Below are 14,849 nucleotides of genomic sequence, written 5' to 3'. Positions count from 1 at the left end.
CCTGGATGATCAACCTGGACGGCGTCTTTCGGCGCGAATGGGGACCGGCCGTCGCCGCTCTTGCGCGATGGTCCGGTGACCTCACCGTCGCCGAGGACGCCGTCCAGGAAGCTTTCGCGGAAGCGCTACGCGCATGGCCGGGCAGCGGCGTACCTGATAACGCCGGCGCATGGATCCTGACGGTCGCGCGTAACCGCGCGCTCGATCGGTTGCGGCGTGAATCCGCGAGGCCCGGAAAGGAACTCGCAGCGGTGGTCGACGACATCAACGCCCGCACAGCACGGGCCGATCCGCACCCGGTGCGCGACGACGAACTGAGGATGATGTTCACCTGTGCTCACCCGGCACTGGACAAGTCGTCACAGCTGGCTCTGACGCTGCGACTGATCTCCGGATTGACCGTTGCCGAGATCGCCCGGGCTCTGCTGCAGTCGGAGTCCGCGATTGGCCAGCGAATCACCAGAGCCAAGAACAAGATTCGGCACGCGAACATACCGATGCGCGTCCCGCCCGCGGACTTGCTGCCCGAGCGAACCCCCCACGTGCTCGCGTGTATCTATTCGGTATTCACAGAAGGCTACTGGTCGACGGCCGGACCGTCCGCGATCCGCGACGAACTATGCGACGAGGGGGTTCGGCTGGCAGGTGAACTGTGCTCGTTGATGCCCGACGATCGCGATGCGCACGCGCTAGCGGCGCTCGTCCTGCTGCACGATTCGCGAAGGAGGACGCGCGTGGACGCCGACGGTGCGTTGGTACCGCTCGACGAGCAGGATCGCAGTGAGTGGGACCGCAGCCGAATAACCCGCGGGCTTGACCGACTGCGGCTGGCGGCCGGAGCAAGCGGTCCCTATCTCCCCCAGGCGGTGATCGCGGCGATACATGCGACGGCGCCGAGTTGGCAGGAGACCGACTGGGCGACGATATGCGCTGCCTATGATCGCCTTGTCGAAATCACGAAGTCACCAGTCGCGCGCGCGAATCGGGCGCTGGCGATCGGATTTCGCGACGGCTTCGCGTCTGGACTGGCGGCCCTGGACGAGGTGTCCGACGATCCTCGTCTGTCCCGGTTGAATTCGGTGGCATCGATCCGCGCTGATCTTCTGCGGCGTGCCGGACGATCCGACGAGGCGATCCAGTGGTACCGAAAAGCGTTGGACAGCAATGGCTCAGGCCCGGCGAAAGAGTTTCTGCGGCGGCGCATCGCAGAGTGCAGCGAGCCCGGTTGATGGGCGTCGTCACAATCGTCGGCACTGTGGCGCTCGCCGTTGCCGTCGTCGGATTGGCCGCGCGCTATACGCCGGGAGTAATCGTTGCGGTGGTTGCCATCGCAGCCCTCGCGCCCTACCTAACGCTCGGTGCGCCGTTGGCGATGCTTCTGTTCGCGATCTCGGGCACATGGGTTGGCGTAGCTGTCGCGGGTGCGGTGACGGTCGCCAGCGCCGCCGTCCAGTCGCGTTCACACATACGCGCGCCGGTCGAATCTGGCGTCTCCGTTCGATTGGTCTCGGCGAATCTGCGCTACGGCCGGGCGGATCCGGCGGCCGTCGTGCGAATCGCCCAGGCGACGAACGCCGATATCCTTGGGGTGCAAGAGCTTACGCTCGAGAAGGCCGAGCTGCTGTCCGCGCACGGGTTAGGAGAACTGCTGCCGCATCGCGCGCTGCGTGCCCGAGAGGGTCCGGCCGGCGTCGGCATCTGGAGTCGCTATCCCATCGACTCGGTCGCGCTCGACGAGCGATTTTGGCTGGGCCTGCTCACCGCGCGCATCCATCTCCCCCGGATGCATTCGCCGGCGACAGTTGTCGTCACGCACATGTCTGCACCGTGGCCGGAGCCGATTGACGGCTGGCGCACCGACCTGGACCGTCTCGCAACTGTCTTGCAGGAGATCGCTGCCGATCCTGCAGGGCCGATCATGGTGGCCGCGGACCTCAACGCGACACGGGACAACCGTGAGTTTCGGCGGCTGTTGCGTAACGGCTTTCGCGACGGTGCCGAGCAAGCGGGCGCGGGCCTGACTCGAACCCACCCCGCCGACATCCTCTTACCGCCTGTGTTCGCGGTCGATCACGTCCTCACCCACGGCTGCGTGGCCACGTCCATGCAAACGCTCAACCTACCCCGATCGGACCACCGTGCACTGGTCGCAGACGTGGTAGTCCCCTGGGCCGCAACCGCGCGTTAAGAGTCTGTACCACTGGGGTTAGCCATTCCAGCAGTAGGGAAACACCCGATTCCGACAGCGCCACCCATAGATACCGTCTTTATATGGACTCCGCCGCTGGGCTGGCTTGCTACCTTGCCGAGTGGTACTTGACCGAGCTCACCGAACAGTCGGTCGCCGATATTGTCGTGAAACTCGACGCCGCCGCAAGTGCAGTCACCAGTGAAGGCAGGCGGGTCCGGTTGCTCGTCACACTCGCGGTCCCGACCGACGAGGTTCTCTACGGCGTTTTCGATGCCGAATCCGCGGCTGTGGTCACATCGACCTGCGACCGCGCCGGCCTTCCGCATCAGCGGCTTTCTGACCTTATCGCCACGCGGATCCGACAAGGCCCGCCCTCGGCGGCTTCAACAATGGTCGCCCAAAAATAGTGCAGAGGCGCCGACGATCGGCGGTGACGCGCGGTTAGCTCGGGGCCATCTCAACCGCTATCAGATTCGCTGCACCTTGCGCCCCTGTTAATTGACGGTGCACACGGGTTTCTTTCTTGAGCGAACATTGTTCGCCAGAAATTACTGCGTCAGGTGCTGCTGACCACCCTCGGTTGCAATTGGCGCGCGAGCACAGCAAACCCCTGAAATGATGTGCTACGTGCTAGCCAACTCCATGACCCGGCCGGAGGAGGTCGGTGCGATTTCCGACTTCCTCGCGTCGGCGGCCGTGGAGCCGGTTGCTCTGCTGATCGAGGGGGAAGCGGGGATAGGCAAGACCACATTGTGGCTCGAGGCCATCGACCAGGCTGTCCAGCGTGGATATCACGTGTTGTCCGCGTGTCCTGCCCAGGCCGAATCGGTCTACGGCTACGCGTCGCTTGCCGATCTGCTCGCCGGGGTGCACGCCCGAGCGTTCGACGATCTCCCGGGGCCGCAGCGAGTTGCAATCGACAGGGTGCTGTTACGAGCGGAACCCGACGACCACACGATCGATCAGCGCGCGATAGGGGCGGCGCTGCTGACAGTCGTCGAAACACTCGCGGAATCGGCTCCGGTGCTCGTCGCCATTGATGACCTGCAATGGATCGATCCGTCGAGCGCACATGCGATCTCGTTCGCGGCTCGGCGCCTATCGGCACGCGTGGGCATCCTCGGCACCATTCGCACCGAGCTGAGCAACGGCGTCACCACGTCCCCGTTGCAGATGCCAGCGCCCGACGCAGTTCGCCGAATCCGGTTGGGGCCGTTGAGCCTTGGCCGCCTGCAAGCGGTGCTTCTCGATCGGCTTGGCCGGCGGTTCCCAAGACCGACCATAGTCAAGATGCATGAGATTTCCGGCGGGAATCCGTTCTTCGCCCTCGAGTTGGCCCGGGCAATGGATCTCGAAGCGCCCGGCTACGACGTACCGATGCCCCGCAACTTGGCCGAGCTGGTACGCACGAGGATAAGCAACCTCCCCGCGGACACTCGCGAACACTTGTTGACGGCTGCATGCCTACCAACGCCCACTGTGGAGGTTCTGGCACTCGCCGCACATACCGATCCTCAGGACGTCATCGAGCAACTTGCCGACGCCGAGGACAACGGCATCGTCGAGATCGAACATAATCGACTTCGTTTCGCACACCCACTCTTGGCGCGCGGGGTCTACTCATCCTCCACGCCCACGCAACGGCGCCAGGCCCACAGACGCCTGGCCGAAGTACTCGACGATCCGGAGCTGACGGCCCGGCACCTCGCACTGGCCGCCACCGAAGCTGATCGGACGACGCTGCAATCCCTCGACGAGGCAGCGGAATTGGCGCGCAGCCGTGGGGCGCCCGCGGCGTCCGCCGATCTGGTCGAGCTGGCGATCAGGCTCGGCGGTGACACACCAGAGCGGCGAATTCGCCTGGCGGACTATCACTTCGCCGCAGGCACCACGCCGCGCGCGCGGGCATTGCTGGAAGAGATCGTCGTTCAGCCGATTTCGCCGACGCTGCGAGCACACGCGCTGAGTCTGCTCGCTGTCATGCGGGTCTACGAAGAAGGCTTCGCCGAGGCGAAAGCCTTGTTAGAACGCGCGCTCGCCGAGGCGCCTGTCGATCGCGCGTGGCGAGTCCAGATGTTGATCACATTTGCCTTCGCTCAGATCAACACCGGGCAGATCGACGCCGCACTCGCGACGATCGAAGACGCGGTGTCCGAGGCCGCCAACCTCGACCAATCACACCTACTGGGCTCAGCGCTAGCCACACGAGCCATGATCGGGTTTATGAGCGGAAAAGGCGTCGACGCCGACAGCCTGCGACACGCGCTCGAACTCGACGACGGTAAAGCCAATATTCCGTTGATCTTTCGCCCTCGCCTACTCAACGCGTTGGTGCTCGCCTATTCGGGAGACCTCGACTGGGCCCACAACGAAATGCTTGAAGTGCGGACGGGATGCATCGAACGCGGCGAAGAAGGCGAACTCCTGCTGGTCGGTTTCAACAACGTGATGATCGAGATCTGGCGGGGTAGTTTCGCGGAAGCCGCGATATTTGTCGAGGACGTCGCGGAACGCGCGCTCGCATTGGACGGCACCTTCCCGAAGTTCATAACTCACACCTGCCGGGCCGTGCTAGCGGCCTACGCAGGCCGGGTCGATGAGGCGCGCGACAACGTTGGTGACGCACTCGCGATCGCGCAAGGCGGCACCTACTTCACCATGGCGTGGCCGGCCACGGCGCTCGGATTCCTCGAGGTGTCGCTAGGCAACTACAACGCAGCACTGACCGCGCTGCAACCGTTACTTTCAGCGTTCCAAGCATCATCGCGCACCGTCGAAATCATCTCTGCGTCATGCGTTCCCGATGCGGTCGAGGCGATGATCGAGCTGGGTCGACTGCAGGACGCCGAGCCGTTCGTCGACATGCTCGAGGGCGCAGGCCGCAGGCTCGACCGCCCTTGGCTGCTGGCGGTCGCCGGACGATGCCGGGGCATGCTGCTCGCCGCGCGAGGCGATGCGGAGGCGGCCAACGTGGCGGTGGAGCGGTCGCTCGAGGAGCACCAGCGACTTCCCATGCCGTTCGAACGTGCACGGACCCAACTGCTGCTAGGACAGCTCCAGCGTCGTCAACGCAGCGAGATGGCGTCCGCTACCCTGAAGGAGGCGCTGCGCACATTCGAAGAACTCGACACCCCACTGTGGGCGAACCGTGCACAGACCGTGCTCGACCATACGAGCATCCGCCCGAGTCGTAGCACCGTTCTCAGCCAGACCGAGCGACGCGTCGCCGAACTCGTGGCCACGGGCATGACCAACCGCGACGTGGCGGCGGCGCTGTCGATCAGCCCAAAGACCGTCGAAGCCAACCTCTCTCGCGTTTATCACAAACTCGGTATACGTTCGAGGGCCGAGCTTGGTCAGCACATCAGGTCGTGATCTTCGCCTGCTGAGCGATCGCACCTGTCGCAACCGTAAGCGCTTCCACCTGATCCTGCTTTCCGAGGCTCTCGGCGTTGAGCTGCAAGACGTACAAGCCGTCCTGGCCGGGGATCACCGCCGTCAACTGACCGATGGCGCGCTTGACACCTTTCTTGTTGTAGGCGCCGCCGATCTGGGTCGCATCGAACCCCCCCAGCTTCGTGGGGCCGCCGACCTTCGGGCCTTCGTATCCGGGGAGCTTCTGTATCTCGGCAGGCGCGTACTCGAGGATCTTGGCCGCGTCGACGTTTCCGGTGAGCTTGGAGAGATACACGATGATCGTCGGCGGGTCGGCCGCCATAGCCGGGTCGCCGTAAGTCATTGCGCCATAGGCCTCTTGCGGTGCGCGGCTGCCCGCGTCCAGCCAGCCCGCCGGCACCGGCAAGTCGATCGTGGGCGTGCCGGGATCGCCGCGGTGAATTTGGGTTTCGGCGATGTTGTTTTCTTTGATGTAGTCGGCGATCGTCTTGTCGGGTGCGGCTTGGCTGGTCGCGGTATTCGATCCGGTCGTCGTCTCCTTTGACGATGTCGACGGCGCGGTCTTGGTGTCCGATCCGCAGCCGGCAATGCCGATGCCAAGCGCGACAGCCACGATGACAACAACCCCCGGCCTCAGTGACGATCTCATCAGCGTCTCCCGTCGCTTGGAAATGTCGGCCATAGCCTACGGTCGGCAAAAACCGTGCGCAGCCGGAATCGGCCTGGAGATGCGCAGGCTGGCGTAGGCCGTCAGGTATCGGGAGTGTCGTCGCCGCTGGCATCTTTCCTAGAGCCGAACTCGGCCGAGTCGTCGCTCAGCAAATCGACAACCCCCGGTGCGACTACCCTGCCCGGGCCCACCACCCTACGTAGGGTGGTGGGCCCGTCAGCGGCGTTTTGCATCGCCGTGGAAAGTTCGCTGCGTACAGCGATGGGCCGCGTACCTTCCTAGTCATCGCCCTGTTCTGCGACAGTCCTTGATTGCCATAGCCCGCCGTCGCCATGTACCCCAGCAGGCTGGTGAACACAGGTTTCGGGCGCCCTAGGGAGCGAGACCTGCAAATCATAGGGAAACACCCGATTCCCGCGACACCATGCGTCTGAGATGCTCATTTCCTATCGTCCACAGTCTTGGGGGAGAAATGACTACTGTTTCGGCCGTTGCTACCCGCGTTCGTATCGCCACCGCGGCCACCGCTATCGTGGCCGCTGCCACCCTTACGCCCGCGGCGGTCGCCTATGCGAGTCCCGCGGCCCCCTTGCCTCTGGCCGGGGTGGGCTCCACCCTAGGCGGCGCCACCGTCGCACCCTGCGACCCGGTCGTTGCGACTTGTGCCGCCCTCGTTCCCGTTGGTGGCTCATCAAAGGCCCTCGCGCTTCCTCAGACCTCCTTCGTTTGGCTAGGCCCAGCCAACCCAGCTTTTCAGCCGCTCTTCGGCATCGTGTTCCCCAACTTCTTCGGGCTAAATTTCGAAGCTTGCCTCCTGGGAGCTGCTATTCACTTGTCGCCTTACGGCACAGGATTCGTCGGCCTCGGTCTCGGCTGCTAGTTCGTCCGACGCCCACCGGTCAGCTGGTGCATCGTCTTGAGCTAGTCCTGTCGCCAGGTTTGCACGATCGTGGTGTAGACCTTGCCCGAATACGGAAAACTTCTCTGAGTGCCTAATTTTTCGCGACGTCCATTCCGACGTACGCCAGACGGTGACGATAGCGATTCTTCAATAGCGGACGACGACGAAAAACCCTCGAGTCGGCTACGTCAGCTTCTAAGCCGGCGTGAGGCCAAGCTGGCCGGCATCTTGCTGCTGTTGGTCGTCGTAGGGTTTGGATGCTGGCTGGCCGTGGGAGCCTTTGAAGCGAAGTCGGACCTCGAACAGGCGCGCCGCAGTGCCCAGCAGGCGAAAGAAGCACTGCTGCAGGGAAATACCGAGGACGCCGTACAGCGGGCGGACAGCGCGCGTTCTCATGCGCAATCAGCGCGCGATGCGACGCACTCGCTGCCATGGAACATCGCCGCAGTCGTGCCGTGGTTAGGTAGCCCCTTCAAGACCGGTCAACAGATATCCGACGTTGTTCTCGGGTTGGCGGCCGACGTACTGCAACCGTCGGCTCATGTCGGGGTCGTACTCTCTCCCGACCGGTTGCTCCGAGGCGGCCGGGTCGACGTGCAACTGCTCCGCGAAGAGGAACCCAAGCTCAGCAAGATATCGGCCGATGCCACCCGGCTTGACGCTGAAGCCAGGGCGATTTCAGATCCCAAGTATCTTTCCGCGCTGCGCCATGCTCGCTCGCAGCTTCAAGGGCAGACTCTAGAAATCACGAAAGTGCTCGAGAATTCTGCTCTTACCGCGCGCCTGGCACCAACGATGATGGGCGCCGACGGTCCGCGCACATACTTTATGGGTTTCCAAACCAATGCAGAAGCTCGCGGCACCGGCGGCTTGCTGGGTGGATTTGGAATACTACGATTCGACAATGGTGCCGGAACCGTGGATACGCTGGGCTCGGACGTCGAGCTAAGAGGGCTTTCCGCCCCTATAGATCTAGGCGCGGAATTCGCCGATCAGTACAAGTTCACCAATCCATTTACCGATTTCCGTAATAGCAATCAAAGCTCGCACTTTCCATACGCCGCGCAAATCTGGAAGTCTATGTGGGCTCAGCAGACAGGAATGAACGTCGACGGAGTCATCGCCATCGACCCGGTCGCTCTCAGCTACATTCTCGGTGCGGTCGGATCCATCACAATGCCGGATGGTGAGGTGGTGACCAAAGACAACATCGTGGAATTAACGGAGTCGACGGCCTATATTCGTTTTCCGGCAGAGACAGACCAGATAGCGCGCAAGAATTATCTCCAGGATATCGCCAGAGAAGTGGTCAAAAAGATAACAGGGCAGGTGGAATCGCCGCGGAAGCTGCTCGACGCCTTAGGTAAGGCGGTGAGTGAGCGCCGAATCGCAGTTTGGAGTTCTTCGCCGGCCGAGCAGAAACTCCTTGAGGAAACTCCGCTCGCACATGAAGTTCCCGACGATCCTGCGCCGTACGCGGAGGTCGTAATCAACAATCTCGGCGGGAACAAGCTCGATTACTATCTCAAGACGGAAATCGAATATGCGGCCGATGGCTGTGACGGCGACAAGAGAATGTCGACGGTCACAATACGGTTGACGAATACTCTGCAAGATGGTCGATCTTTACCAGGTTACATGTCGGCTCCAAACGGTCTACCTCCAGCGATTGGGAATACAGTGCCAAACGGCACCATGGTGTCCTCAGTCCGTCTGCTCGCGACGACAGGTGCGACATTGGTGAGCGCACTCGCCGACGGCAAGCGGGTGACGGTCTTCCCCGCCACCGAACGCGGTCACCCAATCTTCGAACTGCAAGTTGCCATACCGCCAGGACAGTCCGGCGAAGTGAGCTTCCACCTTTCCGAACCGACGTCTCCGGGTGCACCGCGTGTTCCGATTCAGCCGTTACGCGAGAACGCTACTTCCAAAGTATCGGTGCCGGAGTGCTCGGGCTAAGCGACAGACGCCCGAAAACGGAGCAGGAGCATGAGGTTTCGCCTCGTTTGCCGCTATTCCCATTCGGGAGCAGTGCGGAAACTATGAAAGGTATACTTCCGCAAACGCAGCGTCAGGTGGCGCAGCATGGGGAGCAGGTATTCGGCGTTAAGGGGCGGCATTGAATCTTCAAGACTTCATAAAACTGCTGCGGTCCCGGTGGATCACCGTGTGCGTCGCGCTAATACTCGCGGTGCTGGGAGCCGTCACGCTCTCGTTGCTCACGACGCCGCTCTACCAAGCCTCGACGCGGCTGTTCGTGTCTACCACTTCCGGTGCGACGGCGACTGAGCTTTACCAGGGTAATCTCTATTCCCAGCAACGCGTCATCTCGTACACCCAACTACTTATGGGCGAGACCCTTGCTCAGCGCACTATCGACAAACTCGGTCTTGATACGAGCGCAGCAGCGCTAGAAAAGCGCGTCAAGGCGACCGCGAAGACCGATACGGTTTTGATTGATGTACAGGTCCTTGATGAGTCGCCTGTCCGGGCACGTGATATTGCGAACACATTATCCGATGAGTTCGTCGTTATGGTCCGCGAATTGGAAACCCCTGCCGGGGGCGGCACGCCTGAGGCGCGCGTTGTCGTGGAGCAACGGGCATCAGTTCCCGTACATCCGGTGATTCCGAACACCGTTCGCAATATTGCCCTCGGCCTCGCAGTTGGCGTGCTCGCAGGAATTGGTCTTGCACTATTACGCGATCGTTTGGACAACACGGTCAAAGATAGAGAAACTCTTGAAGAGATCACCGGTGCCGGACTCGTCGGCAGCATTCCGCTCGATAAGGAACGCCGTAGCGCGCCGGCTATATCCTTCGATAAGGACAATTCAGGTATTGCTGAAGCATTTCGCAAACTTCGGACGAATCTGCAGTTCCTCGCTGTCGATAACCCACCACGTGTGATCGTTGTAACCAGTTCGATGCCCAACGAGGGCAAAACCACCACTGCAATAAATATTGCACTGGCCCTAGCGGAAGCCGATCACAATGTAGTCTTGGTCGACGGTGATATGCGTCGTCCCATGTTGGATAAACGTCTCGACTTGGTCGGGTCGGTCGGATTCAGCACAGTTCTTAGTGGTCAGGCATCCCTCGAAGAGGCGCTACAACAGACGAGATTTCCGAGAGTGACGGCACTCACCTCGGGAGCTGTTCCGCCGAACCCGAGTGAGCTGCTGGGATCATTGGCAGCCCAAAAAATCCTTAGTGAAATGCGGTCGAATTTCGACTATGTCATCGTGGATTCGTCCCCGTTGTTGGCAGTGACAGACGCGGCGATTCTGGCAGCCAATTCGGACGGTGTCCTGCTCATGGCGCGTTATGGCCAAACCAAACGCGAACAACTCACGCAGGCGGTCGCACATCTCGTCGACGTCGGCGCTCCACCCATGGGGGTGGTCTTCACACTGACGCCCACGCGCGGAAGCGCGTCCTATAGCTACAACTATGGCTATTACGGCAACGACAGCGCGCGGCAGCCATCCGACGCAGCCCACAGACGAAGCGGGTGAGCCATCCGAATGGACCCCGCAACTGAAGATTTCGGCTCAGGTCCGCCAACCAGCGACCGCCCCGCGAGTTCGTCCGCGCGACGACAAGGCCTGTTGAGCGACTTTCTGAGGCGCTTTGTGCACGCGAACGTTGCGTTGAGCAACCGTATTGAACCGTCGATCGTGAAGAAGACGGCCGCCTACGCGAGGTATCGCGAGGCGGGTACCGCGCTTCTTCAGCGAGAGCCGGAATGTGTCCTCGACGTGGGCGCGGGCAAGCACTGGCCCTTCAGCCCATCGCTCAAGGGCCAGAAAATGCAGTTGATCGGCTTCGACGTCGACATCGCCGAGATGGCGGAGAATTCGCTGCTAGATCACAAACTCAGTGGCGATGCTTGCGAGACTCTAGGCGTAGCCGACGAATCCGTCGATTTGATAATGGGACGCGCCGTCGTTGAACATTTGCACGACACCGCCTCTTTCTTGACAAACGCTAATCGCGCGCTTCGTGAAGACGGTCACCTCATCGTCACATTTGCGAACAAAAATGCGCCGTTCGCCGTTTTCAACCGCATCCTGCCGCAACCTGTATCGCAATGGCTTCTCACGCATCTCGTTCCTGGGGCGGTCGGTGTGCTTGGATTCAAGACCTTCTACAATCGTGCGAGCTTCGACGAGTTCAAGCAAAGTCTGATAGACGCCGGATTCGACATAGAAGAAGAGTACGCAAGCTATTTCTCGAGTGGCTATTACCGCTTCTTTTTCCCTGTGTTTCTAGCGGCGCTCGCTCTCGATTACTTGTTCTACGCGCTCGGCGACCCTCGCCTGGCTTCGTATTTCATGTTCATCGCCAGAAAGAAAAGCACACAGGATCCGCATAGCCAAAATGTCCTCGATCAACGAACTGGATGAGCTGGAAGCCTCCAACAGACGGCTTAACGTTTCCACCCAAGGAATATCGTCTCTCCCGGCATCAAGCCCATATCAAGACAGTCGCTAGGCGTGGCCGTAAACTCTTGCAAGTCGAAGCCGGCCTCCCGAACTCGATCCCGGAAGTCTCGGCCGTAAAGCCGTACATGGTCCTCTTGCCCAAAGTGGCGGAGTCGTTCGGCCTCTGTCTTTACGTCACTATTCTCGTATGTCGACGCCCAGCCCTCCACTATTGGCACCATCATGATGGCGAGTCCGCCGGGACTTAAGGCCTTGTACAACTCTCGTAGGGCAACCCGGTCGTTCACGTGTTCCAAGATATGGTTGGCAATGACGACGTCGAACTCCTCAGACAAAGTGATGTCTTCTATCGATAGCACGATGTCGGCACGTCCTGGCGCAAGATCAGCGGTCACATACCTGCCGGGTCGCAGTTGCGAGACAAGTTTCTTGATAGCGATTTCCGGAGCGAAGTGCAGTATCGCTTTACCTTGTATGAGCTCAGGGTGCTGCTTCAAATACCGACCCAGGAGGCGGTGGCGCTCCAACGAGCCGCACGACGAGCAAAGCGCATTTAATCGTGGGGGCGAGCCGATGGGAAGAAAGCGGTGGTCTTCATCGCATAAGGGACAATGCAGCACTGGGCCCGACGCCGTTCGAAAGATGAAGCGAGTCAGGCCAATCGCCGTCCTCAAGCTCGGCTTACTTCGAACGAAACCGGCGACCTTCGCGACCGCCATCACCCTCCGTGAGGGCTCGATGCTCGAAGATGGATCATTCAGTTCAGCCGTACGCACAGACACTCTTCCCCCAGAGTAGCCACGAGCTTGATGGAAACGCTGCCTACCTCGCTTAGACCACAAGCTACCCGATGCCGCAGTGTTATGCGGAAGATAAAGAGTATTGGAGCTGCGGCTTTCGGGACCCCGTGATCTACGCGGCGCATCGTGGACGGTAACGAATGTCGTCGCATGTTCGGGGCGAGATATTCCCTCGCCGAACGGTCGCCCCGATCACGCCGAACCGCGGCGACAGCGTAAAGCTTTCTGCTAATATCTCAGCGATGGAAAACCGTAACCGGACCGCCCTGGCGGATCAATTCTTTGATATTCCCGTTAAGAAATTGCGCAGTATGCTGGCAACCTCGTTCAAGCGCGTGATTCATGGGCGACTCGCTACGGTTGAAACTGTGATCCCAGAAATCACTCCCGGCGACGTTGAATTGATCGCAAAGTATCGTAACTTTTCGCTTACCAGTATCGAGCGGCAGTGGGCGCTTATTTCGTCGACTCGCTATCTCAACGCAGCCCGAATCGAAGGCGATATCGTCGAATGCGGTGTTTGGCGCGGTGGCAGCATGATGCTCGCCAAAGAGTTATGCTCCGACAGCCCGATCGCGCGACGGTTCTACCTCTACGACACTTTCGCCGGCATGTCCGAACCTACCGAAGACGACGTTTCACATGTCGAACGGCCCGCACAGGAAACATATCAGGTAACTCGGCGCGAAAGCCATACAGACTGGGCGTACGCCTCGCTGGAGGAGGTGAAAGACAATTTCCGTCGCGCACACCTTCTGGACGATTCCGTCGTCTTCGTTCAGGGCAAGGTCGAAGAAACACTGGCGGACCCAGATAAGCAGCCCCAGCGGATCGCCCTCCTCCGGCTCGACACGGACTGGTATGAATCCACCAAAATGGAGTTGGAGGTCCTCTATCCTCGCCTAGTTCCGGGCGGCGTACTGATTATCGACGACTACGGACACTGGGCCGGCGCACGCAAAGCCGTTGACGAGTATTTTAAGGACGCTCCCGTACTCCTAAATCGAATTGACTACACCGGGCGGTTGGCGGTTCGTACATAATCCGAGCGTCATCGCGCTGAACAATGTATCGCTCGCATTTGGCCATCTTGGGTCAAAGAATCGTATCCAGTCTCTGGGTCAGCGAAGTCATGATTCAGCGCGCCAACGTAACTGTGAAAGATAGCCAAAACGATTACGGCTGCCGCCGTCTCGCGGCTGCCCAACAACCTACTCGTGACTGCTGGACAACGGCAATGGAAATTCGAGGCATGGAATTTTCTGGGGTTGAATTCGTTTGTTTTTCTGTCGGTTTCGGAATCTTCGAACCGAATCAACGGCTTTCGATGGTTCTCTATGCGCATTTTACGTAGTCATGATTCACCGAAATTTCGAACTCGCAGAGCTACTGACGCTAGCGCTCGCAGACCGACTCACTACTATCAAAGTAGCTTCCGCTGGCCTCACCGGGAGTGGAGTCGACGGATCTGGTGGTCCTTGGCGATGTCCGGTGGATCAACCGGACCGTGGGCTCGGGGAGGAGTCTGGGTGGGCAAGCTGAAATCGACAGGCACCTCTTCCGGTGTTTCGAAGCCGGGCGCGCACAGCGTTTGGGGGAAGTCGTCGCTTGTGGGGGCGCAATCAGGAGACGCCGAGTGAGAGTTCCCACTGCGTGGCAAGAGACGAAGTACCGCATCCACCCGCGTACCGGCGCCCTTCGTGGATCGAGAAATTCGTCCGAGCTTGCCGCTGGCTCTCGCCTGGTTGCCGACCGATTGGCGGCGTTTTACTCCCGCGCGATCCCGGATCACGCTCACGGCAACTTGCTGGACCTAGGATGCGGAAAGGCCCCACTGCTGGGCTATTACGCAGGCTTCGTCGACAAGGCAACGCTCGTCGACTGGGGAAATTCCTTCCACGAGAACCAGCTGCTCGACCTGGTTGCGGATCTCAACAAGCCTCTTGAGTTCGGTGATGAGTCCTATGACACGGTGATCCTCTCAGATGTGCTCGAGCACATCGCGGAACCTCAGGCACTGCTCAGCGAGGTGAGCAGGATTCTCAGGAGAGACGGCGGCGTACTACTGCTCAACGTTCCGTTCTACTACCCAATTCACGAGGATCCCTTTGACTTCTATCGCTTCACGCGCTTTTCCCTGGCCCAGATGTGCGCTGCTGTAGGGCTTGAGATTCTCGACATATCGCCTATGGGCGGCGTCCCGGAGATACTGACCGATATCACTTCAAAAATTCTCCAGCAATTGCCGTTGTTGGGCCAGGTTCTCGCGGCGTTGGTCCAGTCGGCCGGCGCGTGGTTAACGAAGGCTGGCCCTGGCAGATATGTGTCGGCTCGCACAGCGGAGCGGTTTCCCCTTGGATATACACTCGTCGCCGTCAAACAAGGCCAGCAGGCTTAGCAAGTACAACGGCCACCGCGCATGCAGATACCCGTCCTCCAACCCG

Annotated in this window: 11 protein-coding genes; 9 read left to right on the top strand and 2 right to left on the bottom strand. The window is 60.4% G+C overall.

Translation table 11 applies throughout. The annotated features are described in order from the left end of the window. Positions 1–5: 5 nt before the first annotated feature. The 4 genes from ACWW36_RS14125 to ACWW36_RS14110 all read left to right on the top strand — a co-directional run bounded on the left by ACWW36_RS14125 (position 6) and on the right by ACWW36_RS14110 (position 5,566). Positions 6–1,229: an RNA polymerase sigma factor gene (locus ACWW36_RS14125; RefSeq protein ID WP_456142129.1), complete on the top strand. Its 1,224-nt coding sequence runs from the start codon at positions 6–8 to the stop codon at positions 1,227–1,229. After that, positions 1,229–2,188, top strand: a complete 960-nt coding sequence (locus ACWW36_RS14120) for an endonuclease/exonuclease/phosphatase family protein (protein WP_456142128.1) — start codon at positions 1,229–1,231, stop codon at positions 2,186–2,188. The genes ACWW36_RS14125 and ACWW36_RS14120 overlap by 1 nt, the downstream gene beginning before the upstream one ends. A gap of 83 nt (positions 2,189–2,271) precedes the next feature. Further along, entirely contained in the window at positions 2,272–2,598 is a 327-nt protein-coding gene (locus tag ACWW36_RS14115) for a hypothetical protein (protein ID WP_456142127.1), read from the top strand. Between the two features lie 211 nt (positions 2,599–2,809). Beyond that, positions 2,810–5,566 (top strand): helix-turn-helix transcriptional regulator, encoded by a 2,757-nt coding sequence (locus ACWW36_RS14110; RefSeq protein WP_456142487.1) that lies wholly within the window; start codon positions 2,810–2,812, stop codon positions 5,564–5,566. Here the strand turns inward: ACWW36_RS14110 and ACWW36_RS14105 are convergent. Continuing rightward, positions 5,556–6,236 (bottom strand): LpqN/LpqT family lipoprotein, encoded by a 681-nt coding sequence (locus ACWW36_RS14105; RefSeq protein ID WP_456142126.1) that lies wholly within the window; start codon positions 6,234–6,236, stop codon positions 5,556–5,558. The two genes, ACWW36_RS14110 and ACWW36_RS14105, sit on opposite strands and share 11 nt — an antisense overlap. A 1,150-nt stretch (positions 6,237–7,386) precedes the next feature. On the opposite strand from ACWW36_RS14105, the gene ACWW36_RS14100 reads away from it, so the two are divergent. The 3 genes from ACWW36_RS14100 (at position 7,387) to ACWW36_RS14090 (ending at position 11,566) form a co-directional block, all read left to right on the top strand. Continuing rightward, positions 7,387–9,117, top strand: coding sequence for a DUF4012 domain-containing protein (locus tag ACWW36_RS14100; RefSeq protein ID WP_456142125.1), 1,731 nt, complete (start codon positions 7,387–7,389; stop codon positions 9,115–9,117). Between the two features lie 160 nt (positions 9,118–9,277). Next, on the top strand, positions 9,278–10,675 hold the full coding sequence (locus ACWW36_RS14095; protein ID WP_456142124.1) for a polysaccharide biosynthesis tyrosine autokinase: 1,398 nt from the start codon (positions 9,278–9,280) through the stop codon (positions 10,673–10,675). Positions 10,676–10,768: 93 nt separating this feature from the next. After that, the gene (locus ACWW36_RS14090; protein ID WP_456142123.1) at positions 10,769–11,566 is read left to right on the top strand and encodes a class I SAM-dependent methyltransferase; all 798 of its coding nucleotides are present in this window, start codon (positions 10,769–10,771) and stop codon (positions 11,564–11,566) included. 23 nt (positions 11,567–11,589) lie between these two features. Here ACWW36_RS14090 and ACWW36_RS14085 read toward each other — a convergent pair whose 3' ends face one another. Continuing rightward, positions 11,590–12,324 (bottom strand): class I SAM-dependent methyltransferase, encoded by a 735-nt coding sequence (locus ACWW36_RS14085; protein WP_456142122.1) that lies wholly within the window; start codon positions 12,322–12,324, stop codon positions 11,590–11,592. Between the two features lie 323 nt (positions 12,325–12,647). Here ACWW36_RS14085 and ACWW36_RS14080 point away from each other — a divergent pair, with 323 nt between their 5' ends. Together ACWW36_RS14080 and ACWW36_RS14075 are read left to right on the top strand one after the other, a co-directional pair. Next, positions 12,648–13,448, top strand: coding sequence for a TylF/MycF/NovP-related O-methyltransferase (locus ACWW36_RS14080; protein ID WP_456142121.1), 801 nt, complete (start codon positions 12,648–12,650; stop codon positions 13,446–13,448). Between the two features lie 593 nt (positions 13,449–14,041). Next, a complete protein-coding gene (locus ACWW36_RS14075; RefSeq protein ID WP_456142120.1) occupies positions 14,042–14,803 on the top strand; it encodes a class I SAM-dependent methyltransferase in 762 nt (253 codons plus the stop codon). The last annotated feature ends 46 nt before the right edge of the window (positions 14,804–14,849 follow it).

It is taken from the genome of Mycobacterium sp. MMS18-G62 (assembly GCF_053877835.1).
This window is presented reverse-complemented; position numbering and strand designations above follow the sequence as displayed.

Coding starts and splice junctions, on each gene's coding strand:
- ACWW36_RS14080 (WP_456142121.1), top strand. CDS start 12,648: ATGGAAAACCGTAACCGGACCGCCCTGGCGGATCAATTCTTTGATATT.
- ACWW36_RS14120 (WP_456142128.1), top strand. CDS start 1,229: ATGGGCGTCGTCACAATCGTCGGCACTGTGGCGCTCGCCGTTGCCGTC.
- ACWW36_RS14085 (WP_456142122.1), bottom strand. CDS start 12,324: ATGGCGGTCGCGAAGGTCGCCGGTTTCGTTCGAAGTAAGCCGAGCTTG.
- ACWW36_RS14105 (WP_456142126.1), bottom strand. CDS start 6,236: ATGAGATCGTCACTGAGGCCGGGGGTTGTTGTCATCGTGGCTGTCGCG.
- ACWW36_RS14125 (WP_456142129.1), top strand. CDS start 6: ATGATCAACCTGGACGGCGTCTTTCGGCGCGAATGGGGACCGGCCGTC.
- ACWW36_RS14110 (WP_456142487.1), top strand. CDS start 2,810: ATGTGCTACGTGCTAGCCAACTCCATGACCCGGCCGGAGGAGGTCGGT.
- ACWW36_RS14115 (WP_456142127.1), top strand. CDS start 2,272: ATGGACTCCGCCGCTGGGCTGGCTTGCTACCTTGCCGAGTGGTACTTG.